The sequence below is a fragment of the Enterococcus sp. genome (genome assembly GCF_032555305.1).
Lineage (GTDB): Bacteria > Bacillota > Bacilli > Lactobacillales > Enterococcaceae > Enterococcus_A.
In genome coordinates this window covers 32,459-57,154 of the sequence record NZ_JAWGOQ010000013.1, presented here as the reverse complement: position 1 = coordinate 57,154, position 24,696 = coordinate 32,459, and the positions used below count along the sequence as shown (strand labels likewise).

The 24,696-nt window shown below is 42.6% G+C and carries 23 protein-coding genes; 21 read left to right on the top strand and 2 right to left on the bottom strand.

Annotated elements, in window-relative coordinates; genetic code table 11:
* The first annotated feature begins 4 nt into the window (after window positions 1-4).
* From E6139_RS11150 to atzF, 20 genes are all read left to right on the top strand, one after another.
* A complete protein-coding gene (locus E6139_RS11150) occupies window positions 5-1,072 on the top strand; it encodes an aminopeptidase P family protein (RefSeq protein ID WP_316403150.1) in 1,068 nt (355 codons plus the stop codon).
* Window positions 1,065-2,252, top strand: coding sequence for a MalY/PatB family protein (locus E6139_RS11145; protein WP_316403149.1), 1,188 nt, complete (start codon window positions 1,065-1,067; stop codon window positions 2,250-2,252). Before E6139_RS11150 ends, E6139_RS11145 begins: the two co-directional genes overlap by 8 nt.
* Before the next feature lie 125 nt (window positions 2,253-2,377).
* Window positions 2,378-3,115 (top strand): tRNA pseudouridine(38-40) synthase TruA, encoded by a 738-nt coding sequence (gene truA / locus E6139_RS11140; protein WP_316403148.1) that lies wholly within the window; start codon window positions 2,378-2,380, stop codon window positions 3,113-3,115.
* A gap of 105 nt (window positions 3,116-3,220) precedes the next feature.
* Window positions 3,221-3,832, top strand: a complete 612-nt coding sequence (locus E6139_RS11135) for a Type 1 glutamine amidotransferase-like domain-containing protein (protein ID WP_316403147.1) — start codon at window positions 3,221-3,223, stop codon at window positions 3,830-3,832.
* A 66-nt stretch (window positions 3,833-3,898) separates the two neighbouring features.
* On the top strand, window positions 3,899-6,718 hold the full coding sequence (locus E6139_RS11130) for a sigma 54-interacting transcriptional regulator (protein ID WP_316403146.1): 2,820 nt from the start codon (window positions 3,899-3,901) through the stop codon (window positions 6,716-6,718).
* Window positions 6,719-6,818: 100 nt separating this feature from the next.
* Window positions 6,819-7,226, top strand: a complete 408-nt coding sequence (locus E6139_RS11125; RefSeq protein ID WP_316403205.1) for a PTS sugar transporter subunit IIA — start codon at window positions 6,819-6,821, stop codon at window positions 7,224-7,226.
* Between the two features lie 12 nt (window positions 7,227-7,238).
* On the top strand, window positions 7,239-7,736 hold the full coding sequence (locus tag E6139_RS11120; protein WP_316403145.1) for a PTS sugar transporter subunit IIB: 498 nt from the start codon (window positions 7,239-7,241) through the stop codon (window positions 7,734-7,736).
* A gap of 173 nt (window positions 7,737-7,909) precedes the next feature.
* A complete protein-coding gene (locus E6139_RS11115; RefSeq protein WP_316403144.1) occupies window positions 7,910-8,662 on the top strand; it encodes a PTS sugar transporter subunit IIC in 753 nt (250 codons plus the stop codon).
* Window positions 8,662-9,513 (top strand): PTS system mannose/fructose/sorbose family transporter subunit IID, encoded by an 852-nt coding sequence (locus tag E6139_RS11110; protein WP_316403143.1) that lies wholly within the window; start codon window positions 8,662-8,664, stop codon window positions 9,511-9,513. The genes E6139_RS11115 and E6139_RS11110 overlap by 1 nt, the downstream gene beginning before the upstream one ends.
* A gap of 16 nt (window positions 9,514-9,529) precedes the next feature.
* Window positions 9,530-10,621 (top strand): DgaE family pyridoxal phosphate-dependent ammonia lyase, encoded by a 1,092-nt coding sequence (locus tag E6139_RS11105; RefSeq protein ID WP_316403142.1) that lies wholly within the window; start codon window positions 9,530-9,532, stop codon window positions 10,619-10,621.
* A 12-nt stretch (window positions 10,622-10,633) separates the two neighbouring features.
* Complete coding sequence (dagF, locus tag E6139_RS11100) at window positions 10,634-11,374, top strand: 2-dehydro-3-deoxy-phosphogluconate aldolase (RefSeq protein ID WP_316403141.1); 741 nt, start codon at window positions 10,634-10,636, stop codon at window positions 11,372-11,374.
* A 321-nt stretch (window positions 11,375-11,695) separates the two neighbouring features.
* Window positions 11,696-12,022: a P-II family nitrogen regulator gene (locus E6139_RS11095; protein ID WP_316403140.1), complete on the top strand. Its 327-nt coding sequence runs from the start codon at window positions 11,696-11,698 to the stop codon at window positions 12,020-12,022.
* An 11-nt stretch (window positions 12,023-12,033) separates the two neighbouring features.
* The gene (locus E6139_RS11090) at window positions 12,034-12,387 is read left to right on the top strand and encodes a P-II family nitrogen regulator (protein WP_316403139.1); all 354 of its coding nucleotides are present in this window, start codon (window positions 12,034-12,036) and stop codon (window positions 12,385-12,387) included.
* Between the two features lie 18 nt (window positions 12,388-12,405).
* The gene (locus tag E6139_RS11085) at window positions 12,406-13,467 is read left to right on the top strand and encodes an ABC transporter substrate-binding protein (RefSeq protein WP_316403138.1); all 1,062 of its coding nucleotides are present in this window, start codon (window positions 12,406-12,408) and stop codon (window positions 13,465-13,467) included.
* A 15-nt stretch (window positions 13,468-13,482) separates the two neighbouring features.
* Complete coding sequence (locus E6139_RS11080) at window positions 13,483-14,292, top strand: ABC transporter permease (RefSeq protein WP_316403137.1); 810 nt, start codon at window positions 13,483-13,485, stop codon at window positions 14,290-14,292.
* Window positions 14,293-14,306: 14 nt separating this feature from the next.
* Window positions 14,307-15,104: an ABC transporter ATP-binding protein gene (locus tag E6139_RS11075; protein ID WP_316403136.1), complete on the top strand. Its 798-nt coding sequence runs from the start codon at window positions 14,307-14,309 to the stop codon at window positions 15,102-15,104.
* A gap of 53 nt (window positions 15,105-15,157) precedes the next feature.
* A complete protein-coding gene (locus tag E6139_RS11070; RefSeq protein ID WP_316403135.1) occupies window positions 15,158-15,817 on the top strand; it encodes an urea amidolyase associated protein UAAP2 in 660 nt (219 codons plus the stop codon).
* Entirely contained in the window at window positions 15,817-16,527 is a 711-nt protein-coding gene (locus E6139_RS11065) for an urea amidolyase associated protein UAAP1 (protein ID WP_316403134.1), read from the top strand. Before E6139_RS11070 ends, E6139_RS11065 begins: the two co-directional genes overlap by 1 nt.
* Window positions 16,528-16,538: 11 nt before the next feature.
* Window positions 16,539-20,165: an urea carboxylase gene (gene uca / locus E6139_RS11060; RefSeq protein WP_316403133.1), complete on the top strand. Its 3,627-nt coding sequence runs from the start codon at window positions 16,539-16,541 to the stop codon at window positions 20,163-20,165.
* An 11-nt stretch (window positions 20,166-20,176) separates the two neighbouring features.
* Entirely contained in the window at window positions 20,177-21,868 is a 1,692-nt protein-coding gene (atzF, locus tag E6139_RS11055) for an allophanate hydrolase (RefSeq protein WP_316403204.1), read from the top strand.
* A 70-nt stretch (window positions 21,869-21,938) separates the two neighbouring features.
* On the opposite strand, the gene E6139_RS11050 is transcribed toward atzF, so the two are convergent.
* Window positions 21,939-22,709 (bottom strand): ABC transporter permease, encoded by a 771-nt coding sequence (locus E6139_RS11050; protein ID WP_316403132.1) that lies wholly within the window; start codon window positions 22,707-22,709, stop codon window positions 21,939-21,941.
* A complete protein-coding gene (locus tag E6139_RS11045; RefSeq protein ID WP_316403131.1) occupies window positions 22,702-23,619 on the bottom strand; it encodes an ABC transporter ATP-binding protein in 918 nt (305 codons plus the stop codon). Before E6139_RS11045 ends, E6139_RS11050 begins: the two co-directional genes overlap by 8 nt.
* A 174-nt stretch (window positions 23,620-23,793) precedes the next feature.
* Between E6139_RS11045 and E6139_RS11040 the strand changes: the two genes are divergently transcribed.
* Window positions 23,794-24,669: a LysR family transcriptional regulator gene (locus E6139_RS11040; RefSeq protein ID WP_316403130.1), complete on the top strand. Its 876-nt coding sequence runs from the start codon at window positions 23,794-23,796 to the stop codon at window positions 24,667-24,669.
* Window positions 24,670-24,696: the final 27 nt, after the last annotated feature.

The window sequence follows — 24,696 nt, the reverse complement described above, 5'->3', positions numbered from 1 at the left end:
ATAGATGAGAATTGAAAAAATCCAACAGCTTTTGACTGAGTTGGAGAAGGACGCAATCATCATCAAAAACCGCGAAAACAAAAAATATTTTGGTTCATTAGGAGGCAGTGGCATCTATTTAGTTGTCACGCCTTCTTCTCAAGTGCAGTTTTTTGATGGGCGTTACCGACAAGAAATAAAAGAATTAACAGACGGTTTTGAAAATGTTGAAGTCCCACAGGGCAGCTACCTGCCGATGATCTTCGATTGGCTGCGTAAGCAGGGGATCAAACGATTGGCGATTGAGCCGAATGGACTGTCGATCCAAGAATATCGCAGTTTTTCTGAAGCATTTGACGTCGAGATTTGGTCAAGTCAGCTGCAAGAATTACGCGCAATCAAATCAACTGAAGAAATTCAATTGATCAAAAATGCTTGTGCTATGACCGACGAGATTTTCGCAGAATTATTACCGGAAATCAAAGTCGGCATGCAGGAAAATGAACTAGGTGCCTTGATTCATTACCTTTCATTGAAAAAAGGTGCTACGGCGATGGCCTTCGATCCAATTGTTGCTAGTGGACCTCGCAGTGCGCTGCCTCATGGTCGTCCAACCAAACGAGCGTTTGAACAGGGCGATTTTATTACGATTGATTTTGGGATCGTTTTGGATGATTACCAATCAGATATGACTCGGACGGTTACACTAGGCGAGTCTAGCCAAGAACTGCAGACGATTTACCAAGTAGTAAAGGAAGCGCAGCAGGCAGCGTCGGACTTCATTCGCGAAGGTGTGACTGGGCAGGAAGTGGATGCGGTGGCTCGCAAGATCATTACTGAGGCTGGGTATGGTGAGTATTTCAGTCATGGCTTGGGACATGGTATCGGCATGGGCGGCGATGTGCCGATCTTGAATCCGAAGAGCCAAATGGTCTTGAAGGAAAATATGGTGATGAGTGTTGAGCCGGGAATCTATCTGCCGAATATTGGCGGTGTCCGGATCGAAGACGATGTCGTGCTCCAAAACGGTGTCGGTGTCGCTCTAAACCAGACGACGAAAGAATTATTGAGCGTAGGTGAATGCTATGTATAACTTGGATAAGGTTATCGACCGCAAACAAGGAAATGCCCGCAAGTGGAGCAATCAAGTGTTGAAGGAAAAATTTGGTCTGAATGAAGACGCAATCCCGATGGATTTGGCGGACATTGATTTTGAAGTCGCTCCGGCGATCCAAGCCGCCTTGATGAAGCGAGCGAGTATCGGCGACTATAGCTATTCTTATGTGCCGGATGAATTTTATGATGCGGTGATTGACTGGAATCAGCGGCGCTATGATACCTATATCGAAAAAGAATGGATCAAGCTGACCTTTGGAACGGTCTCGACCTTGCATTATGTCGTCCAAGCTTATACAGAAAAGGGCGAGGGCGTTTTGATTAATACGCCGGCTTACGATCCGTTTGCGGAAGCAGTCGAACACAATGATCGGAAACTCTATTGCAGTTCATTGATTAATCGTGACAATCGCTACTATCTCGATTTTGCAGATATGGAACGGCAGATGGTGGAAAATGATATCAAACTCTTCATTTTCTGCAGTCCGCAAAATCCATCTGGTCGGGTGTGGACCAAGGAGGAATTGTTCCAATTAGCAGAATTATGTATCCGCCATAATGTTTTGCTGGTCTGCGATGAGATCCATCGTGATATCGTCTATAAAAATCAAACCTTCACTTCAATCTGGAATGCCCATCCGGAAATTTCGCAGCACAGTGTGTTGTGTCTATCACCAAACAAAGGCTTCAACTTAGGCGGATTGAAAACTTCTTATGTGGTGATTCCCAATCCAGCAATTAGAGAAACCTTGCTGAATCAGCTGCAAAAAAATTCCATTACCTCACCCCATGTATTCGCTGTGCCGGCAATCGTGGCGGCGTACAATGAAAGTGAAGCCTGGCTGGATGAGATGATCGACTATGTGGAAAAGAATATGCAGATCATTTACGATTTCTTCGCGGAAATACCAGAAGCCAAAGTGATGCCGGCCGAATCGTCATTTTTAGCTTGGATCGATGTCCATGATTGGTTCAAGGATGAAGCGGAGATGCAGGAATTTTTCCGCCGAGCGAATCTCACGATGGTCGTCGGCAGTTATTTTGTTCAAGATGGCGAGGGCTTTGTCCGCTTGAGCATCGGCATGCCGCGTGAACTGTTGCTGGAGGCATTAAGTCGGATCAAAAAAGAGTATAGCAAGAATATGGAATATGTCTAATTTCAAAAGGAAGCCAGGACAGTTTTTACCATTGTTCTGGTTTCCTTTTTATCCTATCCACTAGAGCATCTCAGACTTCTGTGGTACAGTGAGTCAGTGGAAACTATAGAGGAGGATATCATCCTATGCGAAATATTAAATTAACCATCGAATATGATGGCAAACGTTACCTGGGCTGGCAGCGTTTAGGGGATTCAGAAAAGACGATCCAAGGGAAAATCGAAAGTGTGATCGCGCAAATGACGGGTGAAAAAATAGAGATCATTGGTTCTGGACGAACAGATGCAGGGACTCATGCAAGAGGACAAGTGGCGAACTTTAAAACGAATTCAGAAATGGCGCGCAATGAAATGATGGTGTTCTTTAATCGTTACTTACCCGGGGACATCGTCGTAAAAAAAGTTGAAGAGATGCCGGAACGCTTCCATGCTCGTTATAATGTGAAGGGCAAGCAATACAGCTATTATGTTTGGAACGATCCGATTCCAACCGCCTTTGAACGCTATCACAGCTTTTATGTGCCGCAAAAATTAGACATGGAAAAAATGAATGAAGCCTGCAAGAAGCTGATCGGCCAGCACGACTTCATTGGCTTTTCCGCATTGAAAAAGACCAAAAAATCGACGACACGAACGATTGAAAAAATCTCGATCGAACGAGAAGGCAGCATGCTGCACTTTACCTTCGTCGGTGACGGCTTCCTGCACAAGATGGTGCGAATTTTAATGGGAACGATTTTAGAGATCGGAGCCGGAAAATTACCGATGGAGATTATTGACGAGGTATTAGAAAACAAAGTTCGCGAAAATGCCGGCGAAACAGCACCAGCACAAGGACTTTTTTTAGATGAAGTTTATTATTAAAACCAAAAACTGGTTTTGAACGACAACACGTTCGAAATCAGTTTTTTTGTCCTTTACGCTCACTTATAATGAATAGAAGAAGCTGCAGAAAGAGAGGGAGCGAAAATGAAAAAGCTGTTTTTTGTTTCAGTGTTTCAAAATGTGGCGGGATTACTTAAATCGATTGAAGACGTGAAGGGCAAAACGGTGACCTATATCCCCACCGCCAGCAAAGTTGAGAAGCTTGGCTTCTTTATTCGAATCGGTAAATGGGCTCTGCGCTTCAGCGGAATGAAGGTGGAAGAGCTGGAGATTTCGCAGGCGGATCATCAACAGATCAAAGCTACATTAGCCAAGAATGACATCATTTTTGTGGCAGGCGGCAATACCTTTTTCCTGCTTCAAGAACTACGTAGAACGGGAGCCGATCAGCTGATTATTGATGAGGTGAATCAGGGTAAGCTCTACATTGGCGAATCAGCCGGAGCGATTGTCGCTTGTCCCGATATCGGTTATTCCTCAATCATGGACGATCCGGCAAAAGCCACTGATCTGACAGATTATACAGGTTTAGGATTGGTGGACTTTTATGTCGTTCCTCATTATCAAAGCCGAGAATTTAAGGCGTCATCAGAGCAGATGGTACAGGAAAATCAGGATCAGAAAGAGCTAGCAGTGATCAATGATAATCAGGTGGTTTGGGTTCATGATGAGCAATATGAAGTGCTTGAAAGGTAAAAATGTATTGCTTTCTAACGCGCTAGATGATAAAAACAAGCTAACGACTCTTTGAAGGAGAAGCCTATGAGGATTGATACGATATTTGAATGTCTTTACGAATTCCATCAACAGCATGAAGTGACTGCCAACAACTTAATCGGTTGTAGGGTAAAGGATATCTGTGGAGTAACGGGCTATGCCCGGACGGCGGTCAGTGAAGATTTAACAAAATTAACTGGCGATCAGCAAGTAATCAAGGTGAAATCACGTCCAGTCCTGTTTTTCGCACGTTCAGTTTTGGAAAAAACGTTCTTTTTTTCTCCGCGAAAGGATGAATACGCTTCATTAGATGAGCTGAAAAAGGAAATTCAGCAAGAGCTAGATAAAAAGGAGCTATTAACGCAGGAGCTGCGAAAAAATCCATTTTCAAAAGTGATTGGTCATGATGGCAGTCTGGCTGACAGCATCAAAAAGCTGAAAGCGGCTGTTTTATATCCGCCTAAAGGGCTGAATATTATGTTGACAGGTGAATCGGGAGTTGGGAAAACCTTGTTAGCTGAACACCTGCATGAGTTTTTCGAAGCAAAAACGGGGATCGAAGTACCATTCATTTACTTTAACTGTGCAGAATACTTTAATAATCCAGAGCTGTTAACTTCCCATTTATTTGGGTACAAAAAAGGCAGCTTTACCGGAGCAGACAATGACCATCAAGGTTTAGTGGAACTAGCAGACGGTGGATTTTTCTTTTTAGACGAAGTTCATCGGCTGACTAACGAAGGACAGGAGAAGCTCTTTACTCTATTAGACAAAGGCTATTTTACACGGATGGGAGAAGCGGAGAAGCAGCGGCATGTTTCGATCAAGTTTATTTTCGCAACAACAGAAGAGCTGGAAAAAACCTTTCTGAAAACCTTTTTGCGGCGGATACCGGTCAATCTACATATTCCCAGCTTGTCTGAGCGTTCGATCAAAGAAAAAATCCAATTGATCCTGACCTTTTTTATGGAGGAAAGTCAGGGAATTCAGAAGGATATTTTCATTTCTTATAATACCTTGAAGTATTTGGTGTTCTCTAAATATAAGGCCAATGTTGGAGAATTGAAGTCAGAGATTCAATTTATTTGTGCCCAGGCCTATCTCGATGCGATTGATTATGAAATACATGAATTGAAAATCGATTTGCCGCTAGGGATGCTAGATGAGAATACAGTCGATACGAAGGATATCGTGGTGTTGAATGAGTATGTTCCCAGCCGCGGAATCAACATTCAGCATGATTATTTTTATCCGCATGTGGAGCAGCTCCTGCAGGTGAAGGATAAGCAGAACGATCGGTTTTATAATTTCTTATTGAAGGAATACGCCGATCTTAAGAACGTCAATATTTCGTCGAAGGATGCCGTCGCGATGATGCAAAACAAGCTGGATCAGCTTTACGACATGGATCTTTTTAGTCAGACCGTATCAGAAGACCATGAGATTGACGAGCAGTTCTATGGACAAATCAATCAAATCATTCAATACATCGAACAGGAGCTGGCGATTCTGCTGCCGGAGAATTTGAAGGATGTTTTGGCGGCCCACATTTATTCCAGCGTCTTTTATTCGGCTCAGATCAATGAAGATTTTTTTGATCTGACGAAAAATATTTATTCAGGAAAAATCGAAAACTATCAACTGGCGGAAAAGATTGTTTTGTATATTGAAGATTACTTTGCTTTAAAGCTGCCGAATACCGAAATCATTTTTTATGATTTGTTTATTCGGAAAACCAAGGCGACGGATCGCCGCTATGAGCTGGATGAAAAATGCGGGATCGTGGTGGTTGCTCATGGCAGTGCCACAGCCTCCAGCATGGTGGAATATACCAACGTTTTGTTTTCAACGAGTCTGATAAATTCGGTCAATATGCCGATCAATCAGTCGGTGGAGGAAACGCTGGACAAGGTGCGAAATGTCGTCAGAGATAACGGCTACAGTAAATTGATTCTGATGGTAGACATCGGTTCACTCGTCTATTTTGGTAATGTGATCAGTAAGGAGTTCCAAATCGAGGTACTCTTGATCAGCAATATTAATCTGCTGACCTTGCTTGAGGTGGCGCGTGAAGTGATTTATGAGTCAACCAACTTTGAATACCTATTACCTGTTCTAAAAGAAAAGAATCATAAAGCCTTGATTTGCCGCAAAGGAAATTTTGAGGATTCCAAAGTTTTGGTCATTTCATGTCTGACGGGTTTAGGTACAGCACTAAAGATCGAAAAGCTGCTGCTGAATACGTTCCCGCAAGAATTATTGACCAATGTGAGAATTATTACGTTAGAGAAAAAAGAGCTGGAGGACCTTAGCGGACTACTATCCTTCGTTCACGAGGATGAGAAGCTAGTTGGAATTATCGGGACTGTGAAGACGGAAATTCCAGATATTCCGTTTGTTTCATTAGATAATTTATTATCGGATCAAGGAATTCGACTAGTTTTCCAAATGCTCGGCTTTGATTTAACCAAAGATGAGAACCAGGCGGTACTGAAAAAAGTCTCGGCAAAATACATTCAGGGCTTGTCGATTGAAGCCATCACTGATTTATTGGTTATTTTGAATCCGAAAAGTATTACGATCGAGTTATCCAAGATTTATTCGGATATCTGCATGCAAACGAAAAAGAAAAGTGATGAAAAACGACTTCTGCGCTTCATCATTCACTGTGCTTGTATGATCGAACGGCAGATCCAACATCCGGAATACGATCATACGTCTTATGAACTGTCATATCGGGAGCTGCCAGAATTGGCATCTGTCATAAAAATGGCCTTCCGACCAATCGAAGTGTCATACAATGTCATCATTCCGCCGCTTGAAGTGAAATATATTTATGAATTGTTGTTTGAAGTCAATGTCTAAACCGCAAGAAATAGCCCTTTTCTAAAGGGTTATTTTTTTGGCACAGCACTTGCTTTATAGGAAAGTGAAAACAATGTTAGTGGAAGCGAGGATTGAGGGTATGGAAAAAGAGCCGATTTTAATTTTGACACATAATGGTTGGGGACTAGAGCTTTTAAAAAGTGTTCAAATGATTGTTGGAGAAATCAGCAATGTTCATGAGGTTGCTTTAAACGCAGAAGATTCTTTGCCAGATTATTTGGAGCGGGTCAAAGCGCAGATCGATCAATTGAAATGGACTGATAAACTGTTGATTCTAACAGATATCAAGGGTGGAACACCGAGTAATGTCGCGTTGCGCTTGTCAAAGGATTATGAAGTTGTGGCAATTTCAGGATTGTGTGCATCCATGTTATTGGAGGCAGTTATGAAGCAAGAGGCTGGCGGGTTTACAAGGGAGTTGGCGCAGGAGATTCACAGGACAGTCGTTGATAGTTGTCAGATATTGGAATTACCAATTAAACAGTAAAGGATGAGTGAAATGTCAAAAATCGTGTTAGCAAGAGTAGATAGCCGCTTGATTCATGGTCAAGTTGTTACTAAATGGCTGCAGCAATCAGCAGCGAATGAAATCATTGTAGTGAGTGATGAATTGGAGCAGGATGAATTTCTGCAAAGTATTTACTTGATGGCGGCACCTCCGGGAGTGGAAGTCATCATCAAAGGAACAGGATCAGTTAAAAATTATTGGGAGAATGAAGCGTCAGAAAAAAATACGAAGGTATTATTTTTAGTTCCTGATTTAACCACCTTAAAGGAAATGGTCGAAGCTGGGATCGTGACCGAAGCGATTCAGGTCGGCGGATTAGGCGGCGGACCTAGTCGTAAAAACGTCGTGAAAAATATTAATCTATCCGAAGAAGATGTCGAAATCTTAGAAGGACTATTAGCGAAGGAAATGGACGTATACTTCCAAGCCATTCCAGAAGAAACACCAGTACCGATCCAAAAATTAATCGAAAAATACAAATCACTATAAAAGAAAAAGGATGCCAGTCTAACTTTTCACAGTTTACTTGATACGAAATGAAAACGAAAGTTCAGAACAAATCAATGAACAAAATCTAGTTAGATGGTATACGGCTTGAAAATCGAACTTATTTTTCTGAAGGAAAAATAAATACATTAATATGAAAAAGGAGTGTTTGAATTATGGCTGTTCTAGGTATTTCAATCGTGATGGGGTTGTACTATTGGTTTGCGCGTCTGCGTTTTGGCTACACCTTCTCAGGAATGCTGTCCCAGCCACTTTCGGCGGCGTTGATCGCGGGAGTTGCGACGGGCAAATTGGCAGAGGCGATGGTGATTGGTGCAGGGATTCAGCTGGTTTACTTGGGTGTAACCTCGACACCTGGCGGAAATGTTCCGAGTGATCCGGCGCTTGCATCTGCTATTGCGATTCCGATTGCTTTAGGTGTTGGGATGAATGCGGAAGCGGCGATTGCGTTGGCGGTGCCGTTTGGTGTATTGGGCGTATTCATGGATCAGCTTCGCCGGACGATCAATGCGACTTGGGTTCACATGGCAGACAAATATGCGGAGGATTTAAATTATTCAGGGATTTATCGGGCAGCATTTCTTTATCCTGCAATGGCTGGTTTTGTTATTCGTTTTCCGCTTGTGTTCGCTGCGAATTTCTTTGGTCAATCGATCGTCAATCAGATTTTAGATGTGATTCCGAAATGGCTGATGCATGGCTTTGAAGTTATGGGTGGAATTTTGCCAGCCCTTGGATTTGCTTTAACGATTATGGTAATCGGGAAGAAGCATTTGATTCCTTATTTCTTGATCGGTTTTGTGGCCGTTGTTTACTTTGGTGCGGAGGTCATGGCTGTAGCAATTATTGGTATCTGTATAGCATTCTTGGTTAGAAACAAAGCGTTAGATGAGGAGGCGGCAGCATAATGGAACAAATGACAGAAAAAAACGAACAGCAATTAGAGCAAAAGAAAATTACGAAGAAAGAATTATCTCGTTCATTCTGGATCTATCAATTAGGTTGTGAGCTATCCAATTCCTATGAGCGTCTGCAAAGTTTGGTCTTTTGTGCTTCAATGATTCCGGCGGTCAAAAAGCTGTATGCTGATGATGAGGATGCGCAAAGAGAAGCCTTGAAACGCCATTTGAATTTCTTTAACACAGAGGGAACGATCGGTTCTTCTATTCAAGGGATAGTTATTGCGATGGAGGAAGAAAAATCCAACGGCGCAGCGATCACGGATACGGCGATCACTTCGATCAAAACTGGTTTGATGGGACCGTTGGCTGGGATCGGCGACTCAATTATTTGGGCGGCTGTTATGCCGCTGATCATCTCGATCTTTATTCCAATGGCTTCGAATGGGAATGCGATCGGCGGGATTGGACCAATTGTGATTTATACAGCAGTAACGATGTATATCAGCTGGTTGTTAATCAATAAATCCTATACGCTAGGACGTAATTCGATTTTGAGCTTGCTGAAGGACGGCAAGATCAAGCAAGTGATCTATGCTGCTAATGTTTTAGGAATGATGATGATGGGGGCTCTGAGTGCCAGCTATGTAAATATTACCAGCCCAATGAAATTCAAAGTTCCCGGTGGCGCCACGATTATTTTACAGGATATTTTTGATCAGATCGTGAGAGGCTTGTTGCCGCTGACTGCGGTGTTCGCGATTTACTATTTTATGGTTAAAAAAGGTCCGCGCTACGGTATCATTATTGGCACGATCGTCATAATCAGTATCGTCGCATCGTTCTTCGGACTATTATAAAAATGAAGGTGTAAACATGATCAGCTATGAAAAATTTGGTCTAAAAGAAGTCATCAACGCGTCTGGACGAATGACGATTTTAGGCGTGTCGAAGGTATCGAAAAAAGTAATGGAAGCCCAGCGCTTTGGCGGCGAACATTTCTTTGAGATGAGTGATTTAATGGTTCAAACAGGGAAGTATCTGGCTGGCTTGCTGAAAACAGAAGATGCCCAAATCGTTTCTTCTGCTTCGGCAGGCATCGCTCAGTCTGTTGCCGCGGTGATTGGCGAAGGCAGTCTCTATCACGTGTACCATCCTTATACTTCTAAGATAACAAAGCGTGAGATCATCCTTCCAAAAGGACACAATGTGGATTATGGAACCCCGGTGGAGGTCATGGTTCAGCAGGGCGGCGGAAAAGTCATTGAGGCTGGTTATGCCAATATGTGTTCAGCGGAACATTTAGAAATGATGGTAACGGCTGAAACAGCGGCGATTTTGTATATAAAAAGCCATCATACAGTTCAAAAAAGTATGCTGAGTGTAGAAGAAGCAGTCGGAGTAGCTAGAAAATACGATCTCCCTTTGATTGTAGATGCCGCTGCGGAAGAGGATCTTTTCAACTATACTCAAGCAGGTGCCGATCTAGTGATTTATTCAGGAGCTAAGGCGATCGAAGGCCCCAGCGCTGGATTAGTTATCGGCAAGCAGCAGTATGTGGAATGGGTGAGATTGCAGAGCAAAGGAATCGGCCGTTCAATGAAGATCGGCAAGGATAATGTGTTGGGGTTTACGCAAGCGGTAGAAGATTATTTGGCTCATGGCAGCGAATCTGGTAACGCGATGAAGCAGCGCTTGGAACCATTTATCGCAGCAGTCAATCAAATTGCTGGATTAGAAGCGAAGATTGTACAAGATGGCGCTGGACGCGATATTTATCGAGGGAGTCTTAAAGTCAGCGGATCAAAATCAGCCAAGGAAGTTATTGCTGAACTGAAAGAAGAAAATCCGGCAATTTATACGCGAGAATACCAAGCGAATAACGGAATTATTGAGTTTGATGTTCGTTCGGTTAATGAGCAAGAAATGGAGAAAATCGTTCAACGTTTGCAAGAAATTATGAAATGAGGAATATGAACAATGTCATTAAGTCCCAATTATTTAAATGATCGGATATGTATAAATGTCTTAGCCAATTCCGTAGAGAATGCCAAAGATTGTTATGATGCTGCAGAAGGGCATGTTGTACTAGGGGTATTGTCGAAGAATTATGCTACCGATGAAGCAGCGATCGCAGATATGAAGTTATATCAAGCGGCAACGGATAATGCCTTATCTGTTGGGTTAGGGGCCGGTGATCCTAATCAAAGCCAAATGGTCTCGCGTGTCTCCGCTGTTTTACAGCCGCAACATGTCAATCAAGTGTTTACTGGAGTGGGAACTTCTCGCGCACTATTAGGACAGAAGAAAACAATCATTAACGGTTTAGTCTCACCAACTGGAAAAGTCGGCTACGTCAATATTGCGACTGGACCATTAAGTTCGCAGGCACCAGAAGCCATCGTACCGATCGAAACAGCAATTAAACTGCTGCAGGATATGGGGGGCAGCTCGGTGAAATACTTCCCGATGAAGGGCTTGTCTCATAAAGAGGAGTATCAAGCAGTTGCTGAAGCTTGCGCTAAATATGATTTCTACTTGGAGCCAACCGGCGGGATAGATTTGAATAATTTTGCGGAAATCGTGCAAATCGCGATCGACGCTGGAGTTAAGAAAATTATTCCTCATGTCTATAGTTCGATTATTGATCCTAAGACAGGAAATACAAGTCCGGAAGATGTGGAGAAGTTGTTGCAGATGAGTCAGGCAATTTTGACTTAGGCTTCTTATTGTTAATAAAGCAGATAGTGAGTTGTCAAAAACTCATTATCTGCTTTTTTCTGGACTAAAATAGATGAATTAAACATTTTCGTGTTATGAAACATCACGTTAAATGTTCTTTTTTTAAAAAAACTTGTTTTTCATGTTAGATAATGTAACATACGCTATTGAAATATCATTGGATATTCTTTATGATGTTGATAAATATCCAGAATCATTTACCTGCCGGGGTCGGTGATTTATATGGAAAATGCTTAGCACTGTTAGGCCTCTGAGTGCAAGAGGTCGAACAGTGTATTTTTTTTAGAAGGGATGAGAAGTATGAAAATGATTCGAGCGATTGTAAGACCAGAAAAAGCAGATGAGGTGTTGAGTGAGCTTGCTGAAAAAGGGTTTATTTCGGCAACTAGGTACAGTGTATTGGGAAGAGGAAAACAACGTGGGCTCAAGTTGGGAGATGTTTATTATGACGAAATCCCTAAAGAGACCATCGTGCTTGTTGTCGAGGATGAGGATGAAATAGCGGTTATCGATTTAGTTCAAAAAGTCTGTCGATCAGGTGCAGAAGGATCATTTGGCGATGGAAAAATATTCGTGTTGCCGGTTGAAAGAGCTATTACAGTCAGTAGTGGTCTAGAAAAATTATAGGAGTTGAGTGAATGAAGCTAGTCACGGTGATTATACGGGATAACAAGTATTACGAGACAAAAGCAGCGTTGATAAAGGAAAACTTTTTTTCGCTGAATACCTATCGTGTTTTAGGCAGGGGAAAAGAACAACAGAATTTTGATATCAATGATTCTGATGTTAGAAAACTTGTCAAAGAATATCCGTTCGTAAGCAAACGAATGATTGATATCTATATTGAAGAAAAATACTTAGATCATTTGATTGAGACAATCCTAAAGGTCAATAAGACAGGAAACAAAGGTGACGGGAAAATTTTTGTAACACCATTGGATTCAGCGATTCGAATTCGAACAAACGAGACAGGTAAGGAAGCTTTAGTCTAAAAGGAGCGTGTATGGTAAATGAAAAAAATTGTTGGTTATTTGGTAATGGCCGTTTTAGCAATCGTAATATTGGTCGGTTGTGGGAATGATAGTAGCGGTGATGCTAAAACCGCCGCTAAGAAATCAGCGGATAAGGAAATTAAGATTGGTGTCAGTGCTTTTCCAGGTTGGTATACATGGTATGCCGTGGAAGGCTTTAAGCAGTTTGAAAAAAATGATGTAGATGTGGAACTTGTTTGGTTCAACACCTATAGCGATTCCCTTCAGGCCTTCAACAGTGGACAGATTGATGGCGTTTGTGCGGCTTTGAGCGATACGATTTCACCAGCACTCAAGGGAGTCGATTTTAAGGTAGTTTTAGTGAATGATAACTCATCCGGGGCAGATGGGATCGTTGCCCAATCTAGCATTACTTCTCTAGAAGGGTTAAAGGGGAAGACGGTAGCTACCGAAATTGGAACGATTGAGCATTTCTTTTTACTGAATGCTTTGGAGACGGCCGGTTTAAAGGAATCGGACATCAAGTTGACGAATATGACAGTAGAAAATGCCGGACCTGCGGTAATTTCGGGAAAAGTCGATGCGGCTAGTCTATGGGAACCGTCTTTAAGCTACGCAGCTTCTGATGGCGACACTAACTTGTTGTTTGATTCATCAAAAACGCCAGGACTGATACCAGATACATTGATGGTCAGCGGTGACCTATTAAAGAATCGGTCCAACGATGTTCAAAAAATCGTCAATGCTTATTTTGACGGGATGGAGGATTATGTAGAGAAGCCAGATGAAGCATTGGCTTTCATGGCGAAGCAGGCGGATATAAGCACTGAGGAAATGGCAACTGCCATGGCGGGAGCGCGACTGTTTTCAATCAAGGACAATTACGAAGCCTTTAATACGAAGGCCGAGGATTATTCCTACTTGCCTTACACGGCAGAAAAAACCGCAGACTTTTTACTGAAGCAGAAAATGGTATCGACGGAACTATCTGATCCAGCGAGTATTTTTGATTCGACATACATCGATAAGCTGTATAAAGAATCTCCCGATAAAAACGTTCCAGATACTAAGAAGCAATAGACAGGGGGAGATAGGATGGATATAAAAACTTTGCCGAGAACGGGAAGTAAAATCAAACTCAGAAAAGTAATCTCCAAACAAAACTATACAGTAATTGCAGCGGCAGCTTTTATCTTAGTATTGGCATTATGGCAGCTTTTGAGCAGCAGCGGAGTCGTTAGTCAAATCTTCTTGCCAGCACCCGCGTTAGTCATCGAAGCGTTTATCAATGGAGTGAAGGACGGTTCGCTGGCGGCAGACACCTGGGTAAGCTTTTCTCGAATCATTAAAGGTTTTTTGCTGGCGACACTAATTGGAGTTCCATTAGGGATTTTAGTAGGCTCCTTTTCAAAAATTGAAGCGTTCATCTTACCGTTAACAGAGTTTTTCAGGTATTTGCCGGTGCCTGCTTTTGTTCCGCTGATTATGGTTTGGATCGGTATCGGTGAGAATGCGAAAGTGGCTGTCATCCTGTTAGGGATTCTATTTCAGCTCATTCCAATGGTGGCGGACAATGTAAAAAGTGTGCCATCCAATTTGATCAATGCTGCCTACACACTCGGCGGGAAATCAACAACTGTGATCTTTAAAGTAATCCTGCCTGCGATGCTGCCGAAGCTAATGGAAAGTTTACGGATGATCATGGGGTGGGCATGGACGTACTTAGTTGTCGCTGAATTAGTCGCAGCGAATTCCGGACTGGGCTACAACATTTTGAAAGCACAGCGTTTCCTGGATACTTCATCTATCTTTATGGGGATTTTAGTGATTGGACTATTGGGATTAATTACGGACCGAGCCTTCGCTTTATTGAACAAAGTGCTGTTTCGCTGGGTTGAAGAGTAGGGAGTGTGGAAAAGATGGCAGCAATAACTGGAGAATTTGGATTAGAAGCAAAAATTGCCAGCAGTAAAATTTCCTTTGAACGGGTCAATAAAATCTATCGTTCAAAGAAAAATGAGGTCGTCGCTTTAAAAAATATTAATTTAGACATCTTGGATAATGAGTTCCTATGTGTCGTTGGGCCTTCAGGCTGCGGAAAATCAACCTTGTTGAAAATTTTGGGCGGACTAGATGATATGACTTCGGGAAGTATTGTGTTAAATGACCGAGAATTGGTTGGTCCTGGAGCAGATCGCGGAATGGTGTTTCAAGGGTATTCCTTATTTCCTTGGTTGAATGTGGAGGAAAACATTGCTTTTGGACTGAAAATCGCTAAAAAGCCAAAGGAAAAGATCAAAGAGATCGTTGATCGTTATATAGAAGCTATTGGGTTGGAAAAATTTCGTAAAAGCTTACCCAAAGAACTTTCAGGCGGGATGAAGCAGCGAGTAGCGATTGCCCGTTCGTTGGCAAATAGTCCGGAGGTTTTATTGATGGATGAGCCGTTTGGCGCTTTGGACCCAGAGACGAAAAGCTCGATGCAATTACTGATGCGAGAAATCTGGGAAGTCGAACGTCCCACGATTCTTTTCATTACCCATGACATTGAAGAAGCCGCCTTTTTAGGGCAACGAGTGGTGATTATGAGCAGCGGTCCAGGTGAAATCAAAGAAACGATACCGATCTATTTACCTTACCAAAGAGGATTAGCTTTAAAGGATGATCCGCAATTTATCTCGATTAAAAAAGAGATCGACGAAATTATTCATCGGTAGCCAAAGTGGCCGTTGATGGAACGATTAACTATAGAAGAATGGAGTGATTCACGATGGTTTTCATCCCTACGTTAAGCGAAAAAAAGTCAGAAAATTCTGATTATAAAAAAGAAATTTTAGCCGGGGACGGATTTATGAAGAGGATAAACAAAGGCGATACACTGCGCATTGTCGATCAGGCAGGAAATCAGGCAGCAGATACCCTCTTCTTTTTAGCAGATGATCCAGCCGATCATTATAGTGCTTCGATGACAATCCAAGAGCAAGAGAGTCTCTATTTGAGTACGGGAACGATTTTAGTAAGCGAATCTGGGAAAAAAATGTTGAAAATTACGGCGGATACCTGTGGTCAGCACGATACGATCGGCGGGGCTTGTTCTTGTCAAAGTAATACTGTGCGCTATCAAAGAGAAAAGGTATCTATGCATGCTTGTCGCGATACATTCATGCTGGAAATGAGCCGCTTTGCGTCAGGATATCCATTTTCAAAAAGAGATTTAGCACCAAACATCAATTTCTTTATGAATGTACCGGTAGCCCCAGAAGGATGCTTAGATTTTAAGGATGGTGTATCTGGAGCAGGATTCTATGTCGAGCTGGAAGCTTTGGAGGATGTCGTTGTGTTGATCAGTAATTGTCCGCAATTAAATAATCCCTGTAATGCTTATAACCCCACGCCGATAGAGGTGTTGATTTGGAAAGGAGAAGCGTAATGAAGCTGTTGTATACGAAAAGACTGTTGCCTGGTGAGAAATGGTCGGAATATGTAGGCGCTGGCAAGTATGTTCGAATAGTCGCTAAAGAGGAGAATTGTAATCTAGTGATGGGAGCGTACCATGGGGAGCATCCAGAAGAAAAATACAATATGCCGGATTCGTTAAAGGCGCAGCACACTTTTTTTCTTTCGAAAGACAATCTGCTGATGAGTGATAACGGAAAGATGCTGTTGAGTGTAATGAAGGATACTTTTGGCTGGCATGATACCGTTTGTGGTCATACCACTAAGACTAAAATCTCAGAAAAGTTTGGTGAATCAACCTATCAGCTTGAACGGAATGAGAGGCAGCGAAATAGCTATGACAACTTCTCGATTGAGCTGTTTCGCCGAGGGCTGGATCGTCGTGATTTATCGTCAGTAGTCAACCTGTTCTCAAAAGTTGTTTCAGACGATGATGGCAAGCTGAGTTATATCCCTGAAAAGACATTGGATAAAGAAGTGGTTCTCAGGGCAGATTCATCGGTATTACTTATCCTTTCAAATACCCCCCATCCCTTAGATTCAGCGAGTGAATATCCAAGAGGGGAATTTCAACTGGAAATATATGAAGGCTGGTCCGCAGATTTATTAGATCCGGTAGTTACTGCTTGTGCTGAAAATACAAGAGCTTTTGAAAATAATTTGGCTGAAGACCAAATAAAATAAAGGATGATCAGATGTTTAACAAAGTATTGGTTGCAAATCGTGGAGAAATAGCCGTTCGAATCATCCGAACGTTAAAAAAAATGACGATCTCATCCGTTGCGATTTATGCAGAGGCAGACGAGAAGAGCCTGCATGTTGAATTGGCCGATGAAAGTTATCTGCTCGAAGGGCGAACGGTTGATGAAACGTATTTAGACAGTCAACAGATCTTGAGAGTGGCGAAGAAATGCCAAGCCGACGCGATTATTCCTGGATATGGCTTTCTGAGTGAAAATGCTGATTTTGTAGAGGAATGTATGGCTGAGGGAATAACCTTTATTGGTCCTGAGGCGCAACATATTCGAGAGTTCGGGTTGAAGCATTTGGCAAGAGACTATGCGTCGAAGGTCGGGGTACCAATGATTTCTGGCACGGAGCTTTTAACTGGAAAAAAAGAGTTGAAAGCAGCAGCCGACCGAATAGGCTACCCGGTGATGCTGAAAAGTACTGCTGGAGGCGGCGGGATTGGAATGAAGGTCTGCATTGATCAAGAGGAGCTGCTAAATTCCTATGAGAGTGTGGTAAATCAGGCAAAGACTAACTTTGGTGATAGTGGTGTATTTCTAGAAAAGTATATCGCTGACGCTCGGCATATTGAAGTACAGATATTTGGAAATGCTACAGGAAAATTGGTGACGATTGGGGAAAGAGATTGTTCCCTGCAGCGCCGCAACCAAAAAGTGATTGAAGAATGCCCTGCTTATGGGATATCGGCTGCTACACGTCATGAGCTGCAGCAGGCGGCTAAGAAGCTTGGAGAATCGGTAGGGTATCGAAATGTCGGAACGGTCGAGTTTCTTTATGATGTCGCTACTGAAAAGTTCTATTTTTTGGAGGTTAATACGAGACTTCAAGTAGAACATGGGATTACTGAAGAGGTCTTTCAGATCGATTTGGTAGAGTGGATGATCAAAGAGGCGGCTGATGGATTTTCGGAACTGTCTGAGGTTAAGCTTGTTCCTCATGGAAGCAGCTTTGAAGCGCGATTATATGCGGAGGACTATTATCATGATTTTCGTCCAAGTGTCGGGCATATTGATGAAGTCGTGTGGAGTGAAGCCGCGCGGACAGAGACGTTTATTTCGAATCATTCAGACATCAGTTCCTTTTATGATCCCATGCTGGCGAAAATAATTTGTCATGGGACAACTAGAAAAGAGGCGTTAGAAAAATTAGGGCAGAGTCTGGCAGAGACGAACATCTACGGAATTGAAACCAATCTCCCTTTTCTACGAGAGGTTTATGCTTATTTAAACGAAACAAATAGTTGGTCAACGACAAAAACACTGGAGAATCTATCAATTGATATTCCAGCTTTAGAAGTATTGGATGGCGGATTTCATAGTACAATTCAGGATTTTCCTGGACGAATCGGCTATTGGGGCGTTGGCGTTCCTCCATCAGGGGCGATGGATGCTTTATCGAGTCGCTTGGCTAATAAACTATTAGGCAATTCAATGGAGGCGCCAGTCATAGAGCTTACCTTGTCTGGTGGGAAATGGTTGTTTCGAGGAGCAATGCAGATCGCTCTAACCGGGGCAGATCTGCAGCCAAAGTTGGATGGTCGTCCAATCCCGATGTTTCAGCCTATTCAAGTAAAAGCCGGACAGATTTTGAGCTTTGGTGAAATGGTATCAGGAATGAGAACCTACTTAGCGATTGAACAAGGCTTTGATGTTTCCAAGGTGCTAGGAAGTGCTTCATGCTTTACGCTTGGAAATTTTGGTGGGAAAAATGGGCGAACGCTGCGAACAGGAGACATACTGCATCCTTTGGCAAAGAAATCCTCTGAAAATAAACCAGCACCATTAAATGAAGCTTTTGAAATAACTAGAGAGAACCAAAATTGGAAGCTTTATGCGACTCCTGGTCCTCATTGTACGAATGAATTTCTTGATCCCGGCTTTTTAGAAGAGTTTTGTGCGGCAGAATGGGAGGTCCACTTTAATAGTTCGCGAACAGGGGTAAGAATGATTGGACCATCCCCAAATTGGGCACGAGAAGATGGTGGGGAAGCTGGGCTGCATCCTTCTAATATTCATGACAATGCGTATGCTGTTGGAACGATTGATTTTACAGGAGACATGCCGATCATACTTGGGCCGGATGGTCCCAGCCTAGGAGGCTTTGTTTGTCCAGCAACGGTCATTACCAGTGATTTGTGGAAGATTGGCCAGCTGAAGCCGGGCGATACGCTTCAATTTTGTTTAGTGGATATCGATACAGCTAATGCCTTGAATCAGGAACAAGAGGCGTTGTTAGAGCAGCCGCTGAGCAGACAAATATTAAAGCAGCTATATCGAAATGAAAAAGAAGAACAGACGGATTATTTGAAAAAAAGACCGGAGTATCCGATTTTTTATCAACAAAAAAATGCAAGTGGTATTGAGCTGACGATCCGCTTATCAGGTGATCGCTATTTGTTAGTGGAGTATGGCGAGATGGATTTGGATTTTCTTTTACGAGTCAGGATTCATGCACTGTATCGCGAGATAAAGAAAAGTACGTTGCCAGCCATCAATCTAACGCCAGGGATTCGCAGTCTACAAATACAGGTCGACACCAGTAAGCGATCGTTAAAAGAGGTGATACAAGACATCGTGCGTTTTGACAATGACTTGCCAGATCTGGAAAATGCTGTATTTCCTTCACGCGTGGTTAAATTACCGCTTTCTTGGAATGATCCTGAGGTAGTGAAGGCCATGGGACGTTATCAGGACAATGTCCGTGGCGATGCTCCTTGGTGTCCAGACAACATTGAGTTCATTCGCAGAATCAATGGGCTGCCGGAGAAGTCAAAGGTTCAAGAAACAATTCTATCCGCGCGGTATATGGTTTTGGGCTTGGGCGATGTTTACTTGGGTGCGCCAGTGGCGGTTCCCATCAATCCAACCCATCGCTTAGTGACAACAAAGTATAATCCTGCTAGAACATGGACCCCAGAAAATGCGGTAGGGATCGGCGGTGCTTATCTCTGCGTTTATGGGATGGAGGGTCCGGGAGGTTACCAGCTGTTTGGACGCACGATCCAAATGTGGAATCTGCAAAAGGAGACGCCCTTCTTCAGCGCAGAAAAACCATGGCTGTTAGATTATTTTGATCAACTGCAGTTTTTCTTAGTCGCACCAGAAGAGCTGGAACGCTATCGAAAGGATTTTGTTCAAGGAAACTATTCGATCGAAATTGAGGAAACAGAATTTTCAATTAAGGACTATTTAGAAACGGTCACGGAACAGGAAGCGGCGATTCGTCGTGTAAAAGAGCGACAGCAACGGGCCTTCAACGCGGAACGTGAAGCTTGGCAAGCGAAGGGATTACTAGAGTTTATCCCAGAGGTAGTGGATAACAAAGCGATGCCCGAATTAGAGGTTCCAGAAAACAGCGAAGTGTTGAAATGTTCGATTCCAGGAAGTGTCTGGAAAATATTAGTGGATGAGGGCGATTTTGTCAGAAGCGGGGATCCGATAGTTGTTACTGAAAGTATGAAAACAGAAGTTGCCTACAATGCCCCATGTGATGGGAAAATTTCGGAAATCTTAATCAAGCAAGGCGATGTTTTACAATCAGGTGAATCCTTGGCTTTCATTGAGGGGGTGTAATTTTGAAAAAAATGACCATCCGACAGTTGCACGAAAGATATTTGAAAAAGAGTTTGACGGTAGAGGAAGTTGTTGACCAAGCACTGCTTTCTGCCGAGAAATTCTCTGACTACCATGTTTGGATTCATCTGCTGACTAAAGAAGAGATTATGCAGTATGTGAAAAAGTTAGGAAGGTTCTCTCTGATTGAGAAGCCTTTATGGGGGATTCCTTTTGCCATCAAGGACAATATTGATTTGCGTGGTGTTCCCACTACGGCTGCCTGTCCAGCGTTTTCCTATATTCCCGAAAAATCGGCAGAAGTGGTGGAAGCACTGATCCAAGCTGGCGCAATCCCCATTGGAAAAACCAATCTAGATCAATTTGCGACTGGCTTGGTAGGGACGCGTTCTCCCTATGGTGTGACCAAAAATGCACTGAATCCTGAAATGATCAGTGGGGGCTCCAGTTCAGGGTCGGCAGTTTCGGTGGCTTTGGGTCAAGTCTGTTTCTCATTAGGGACTGATACTGCCGGTTCAGGCCGAGTACCCGCGGCGCTAAATGAGATTATCGGCTATAAAGCTGCTGTTGGCAGATATTCAACAGTAGGGGTAGTTCCCGCATGCGAATCAATTGATTGTGTATCACTTTTTGCGAATTCTATGGAGGACATTCACCAAATCGATCACGTATTATCGAAATCAGATTCAGCGGAAGGATCAGGCAAAGCAATGCCAGAAACCATTCTACTACCTAATAAGCTCACTTTTTTCGGTCCTTTCGCCAAAGACTATGAGGAAGCCTGGGGGCAAATGCTCTCATACCTTAGAGAAAGAATCAATGTTGAGGTTTTTGATATGACGGACCTCCAAGCTGTTTCCAGATTATTATATGAGGGACCATTTGTCGTCGAACGAGAAGTTGCGATTGGAAATTTTGCTGCTACTCATGAAAAAGATTTGGAACAACCCTTAATGGAAATTCTGCAAGAAGCTAGAAAGAAAAATTACTCCGCAAATTCTTTGTTTGAATCGCTGCATTTTTGTAAAAAAGTAGAAAAAGCGACTAAAAAAAGCTTGATGAATCGTTTATTGATTTTACCGACCTGCACGGGCACTTGGACAATCGATCAGGTCTTAGCAGATCCTATTGCGACTAATAGTCAAATGGGGCTTTATACCAATCATTGTAATTTACTGAACTTGAGTGCTATGGCGTTGCCCGCTCCGGTAAAAAGTAGACTACCGTTCGGAATTACTTTGTTTTCATTACCAGAAGAGGAGCGGATGCTAAAGAATTTTGCGGAAGAAATTGAGTATGACAAGCAAAAGGTGGAATTGGTTGTCTGTGGGCTGCACATGAGAGGATTCCCTTTAGAAAATGATTTGCGAGCAATCGGTGGAGAATTTTGTTATCAAACAAAAACTTCGGCAGATTATCGTCTGTACGAATTAGCGACAGAACCTTGTAAACCAGGATTGATTAAAGACAAAGGCAACGGGGAAAAAATCGCGGTTGAAGTCTGGCGGTTGCCGAATAATTCTCTCAGCGATTTTGTACAAACCATTCCCTTTCCGCTAGGGATCGGAAAAGTTAAATTAGAGAATGGGATAGAAAAATTAGGGTTTATTTGCCAAGAAGTACCAAAAGATAAACGAAAAGATATTACGCATTATGGTTCTTGGAGAACTTATCAATCAGAAGAGAACGTAAAACTGCATTGAGTATACGCGAATAACAACGAAACAGCAGAATCTGAGCAACTATGATTGACTCAAATTCTGCTGTTTTAATTTAACTTCTTAACCCACGCCCGCGATCAATTAAATACCAGCAAACGCTGTAAAGAACCACGATGAATAATACTAAGATCGACATTGATACGACGATCGAGACATCCATTACGCCAAGGAAGCCATAACGGAAACCGGAGATCATATAAACGATCGGATTGATTTTTGAGACAGCTTGCCAAAATGGCGGCAGCATCGAGATAGCATAGAACACTCCACCAAGATAAGTCAATGGCTGTAAAACAAAGGTCGGTACGATGGATACATCATCAAAGGATTGAGCGAAAATCCCGTTCAATAATCCCGCCAATGAAAACAGGATAGCGGTCATCAATAAGGTAACAACAACGATCGCCCATGAATAGACATGCAGCGGTACGAAGAACAATGAAATGACCGTGACTAATGATCCGACTAGAACGCTTCGGCCAACACCACCAGTTACGAAGCCCCAAATGATGATATGAGTAGGAACAGGTGCAACCAAGATTTCTTCAATATTCTTCTGGAATTTTTGCGAGAAGAAGGAAGACGAGACATTGGCGTATGAGCTGGTGATCGCCGACATCATGATCAGTCCGGGAACAATAAATTCCATATAAGAGAAGCCGGCCATATCACCGATTCGTCCACCGATCAAATTGCCGAAAATGACAAAGTACAGCGAGGTGGTGATGACTGGCGGAACTAAAGTCTGTACCCAGATCCGCAGATAGCGATTGGTTTCTTTGACTGCCAGACTTTTAAGGGCAGTAAAATAGAGATTAGACATGATTTTCCTCCGTGATTTTCAGGAATAGTTCTTCTAAGCGGTTGGATTTGTTCCGCATAGACAGGACTTTGATTCCTTGACTTGTTAATTGTTCGAACAATTCATTGATCCCTTGATCCCGTACGACTTCCACTTCTAAGGTTTGATCGTCTTCAAAGGTATGTTTGAAGCCAGTGATTACTGGTTGCTTGTCATAAGGTTCAAGGTCAAAAATAAAGGTTTCAAACTGTAATTTCGATAGTAAAGATTTCATGCTGGTGTTTTCGATCAGTTCACCAGATTGGATGATCCCAATATTGCGGCAAAGCATCTCGGCTTCTTCTAAATAGTGAGTGGTCAAAATGATCGTGGTTCCATTGGCATTCAACTCTCTTAAGAATGTCCACATTTCACGGCGCAATTCAATATCGACACCAGCTGTTGGTTCATCCAAGATCAGCAAGCGCGGTTCATGCATCAACGCACGGGCAATCATTAAGCGGCGTTTCATCCCACCGGATAGCATCCGGGCTCTGACGTTGCGTTTTTCCCATAGATCAGATTGCTTCAAATATTTTTCACTGCGGATCAGGGCTTCTTTACGGGGAACCCCATAATAGCCGGCTTGATTGACAACGATCTGTTGGACAGTCTCAAACGGATTGAAGTTGAATTCCTGCGGGACTAAGCCGATTTGCTGCTTCGCCATGACTAGCTCTGTGTCCAAATCATAGTCGAAAACTTTTACTTTGCCGGCGGTTTTATTGACTAAAGAAGTGATGATTCCGATGGTCGTTGATTTTCCAGCACCGTTCGGACCCAGCAAGGCATAAAAATCGCCTTCCTCAACCGTCAGATCAATTCCTTTTAAAGCCTCAACACCAGTGGCGTAGACTTTTTTTAAATCTTTTATTTCAAGTGCATTGGTCATTAGTAAGTTTCTCCTTGTTTAGTATGATTCTCTATTCTATCATTCATTTTCGTGATCACAAACCCGAAAAGCTTAATTACTTTCTGAATTTTTTTGACAAAAAAATTCTATCATCCTTTTGGAGAGCCGGAACCGTGTTTGGTAAAATGGAGTAGAGGAAGCGGGGGAAAGATTATGTATTTAGAAAAGTTGAAATACTTCATTGATTTAGTCCAGACAGGCAGCTTTACGAAGGCGGGAAAAAAGAATTTCGTCTCTCAAGCAAGTATTACTCAACAAATTCGTTTCTTGGAGACACACTTTGCTTGTCAGTTAATTGATCGTTCAACAATTCCAGTCAAACCGACTGAAGCTGGAAAAATTCTCTATCAGGAATCACTTCAGCTAATGCAGCAATATGATCGGTTGACGCAGCGCATGTCTGATTATAATGAACAAAGAAATCGGATTCGAATCGAATATACCTCCATCATGGATATTCAATTGTTTTCTCAAGTAGTACAGGACAAAAAGCTTGAGGAAGAAAATATTTTACTTGATGTGGAGAAGGTTCCACTGAAAGGTGTCGCTGAAAATCTTTTGAATCATCGCTACGATTTAGCGATTAGTTTTGACTCAGATTTTTTTGAAGAAAATCAAATCAAAACACTCCCTTTGTATTATGGAGACTACTGTGCAGTCGTCGGCAAGAAGCACCCTTTCTTCAACAAAGAGTCGTTATCGCTTGAAGAGCTGTATGAACAATCAATTATTATGCTATCGCCAGAAACCATTGGAAAATCTTACTATCTGATGCTGGATCATGCCTTGCAGGATGGTTATGCGCCGAATATCGCTAAAGTAACGGATGATATCGAAACAGAAATCTTTCTGATTCAAAATAGTGAAATGGTGGGCTTTTTTCCTGAAAACTATCCCTTGATCGGCGAAGAGATGGATCTTAAGCTGTTGCCAATTGAGGATTCTCATCATCGATTCGAGATCGTTCTGGCCTATTTAGATACAACACAAAATGCTCCTGTCCAGCGCTTACTTAATTTGTTGAAGTAAGCGTTGATAAGTTTTGCTTATAGGCTA

Excerpts from the sequence above, each read along its gene's own strand:
- dagF (WP_316403141.1), top strand. The coding sequence starts at position 10,634 with ATGTCATTAAGTCCCAATTATTTAAATGATCGGATATGTATAAATGTC.
- truA (WP_316403148.1), top strand. The coding sequence starts at position 2,378 with ATGCGAAATATTAAATTAACCATCGAATATGATGGCAAACGTTACCTG.
- E6139_RS11145 (WP_316403149.1), top strand. The coding sequence starts at position 1,065 with ATGTATAACTTGGATAAGGTTATCGACCGCAAACAAGGAAATGCCCGC.
- E6139_RS11080 (WP_316403137.1), top strand. The coding sequence starts at position 13,483 with ATGGATATAAAAACTTTGCCGAGAACGGGAAGTAAAATCAAACTCAGA.
- E6139_RS11095 (WP_316403140.1), top strand. The coding sequence starts at position 11,696 with ATGAAAATGATTCGAGCGATTGTAAGACCAGAAAAAGCAGATGAGGTG.
- E6139_RS11090 (WP_316403139.1), top strand. The coding sequence starts at position 12,034 with ATGAAGCTAGTCACGGTGATTATACGGGATAACAAGTATTACGAGACA.
- E6139_RS11085 (WP_316403138.1), top strand. The coding sequence starts at position 12,406 with ATGAAAAAAATTGTTGGTTATTTGGTAATGGCCGTTTTAGCAATCGTA.
- E6139_RS11075 (WP_316403136.1), top strand. The coding sequence starts at position 14,307 with ATGGCAGCAATAACTGGAGAATTTGGATTAGAAGCAAAAATTGCCAGC.
- E6139_RS11115 (WP_316403144.1), top strand. The coding sequence starts at position 7,910 with ATGGCTGTTCTAGGTATTTCAATCGTGATGGGGTTGTACTATTGGTTT.
- E6139_RS11065 (WP_316403134.1), top strand. The coding sequence starts at position 15,817 with ATGAAGCTGTTGTATACGAAAAGACTGTTGCCTGGTGAGAAATGGTCG.
- E6139_RS11135 (WP_316403147.1), top strand. The coding sequence starts at position 3,221 with ATGAAAAAGCTGTTTTTTGTTTCAGTGTTTCAAAATGTGGCGGGATTA.
- E6139_RS11105 (WP_316403142.1), top strand. The coding sequence starts at position 9,530 with ATGATCAGCTATGAAAAATTTGGTCTAAAAGAAGTCATCAACGCGTCT.
- E6139_RS11040 (WP_316403130.1), top strand. The coding sequence starts at position 23,794 with ATGTATTTAGAAAAGTTGAAATACTTCATTGATTTAGTCCAGACAGGC.
- E6139_RS11120 (WP_316403145.1), top strand. The coding sequence starts at position 7,239 with ATGTCAAAAATCGTGTTAGCAAGAGTAGATAGCCGCTTGATTCATGGT.
- E6139_RS11110 (WP_316403143.1), top strand. The coding sequence starts at position 8,662 with ATGGAACAAATGACAGAAAAAAACGAACAGCAATTAGAGCAAAAGAAA.
- E6139_RS11125 (WP_316403205.1), top strand. The coding sequence starts at position 6,819 with ATGGAAAAAGAGCCGATTTTAATTTTGACACATAATGGTTGGGGACTA.
- E6139_RS11150 (WP_316403150.1), top strand. The coding sequence starts at position 5 with ATGAGAATTGAAAAAATCCAACAGCTTTTGACTGAGTTGGAGAAGGAC.
- E6139_RS11045 (WP_316403131.1), bottom strand. The coding sequence starts at position 23,619 with ATGACCAATGCACTTGAAATAAAAGATTTAAAAAAAGTCTACGCCACT.
- E6139_RS11130 (WP_316403146.1), top strand. The coding sequence starts at position 3,899 with ATGAGGATTGATACGATATTTGAATGTCTTTACGAATTCCATCAACAG.
- E6139_RS11070 (WP_316403135.1), top strand. The coding sequence starts at position 15,158 with ATGGTTTTCATCCCTACGTTAAGCGAAAAAAAGTCAGAAAATTCTGAT.
- atzF (WP_316403204.1), top strand. The coding sequence starts at position 20,177 with ATGACCATCCGACAGTTGCACGAAAGATATTTGAAAAAGAGTTTGACG.
- uca (WP_316403133.1), top strand. The coding sequence starts at position 16,539 with ATGTTTAACAAAGTATTGGTTGCAAATCGTGGAGAAATAGCCGTTCGA.
- E6139_RS11050 (WP_316403132.1), bottom strand. The coding sequence starts at position 22,709 with ATGTCTAATCTCTATTTTACTGCCCTTAAAAGTCTGGCAGTCAAAGAA.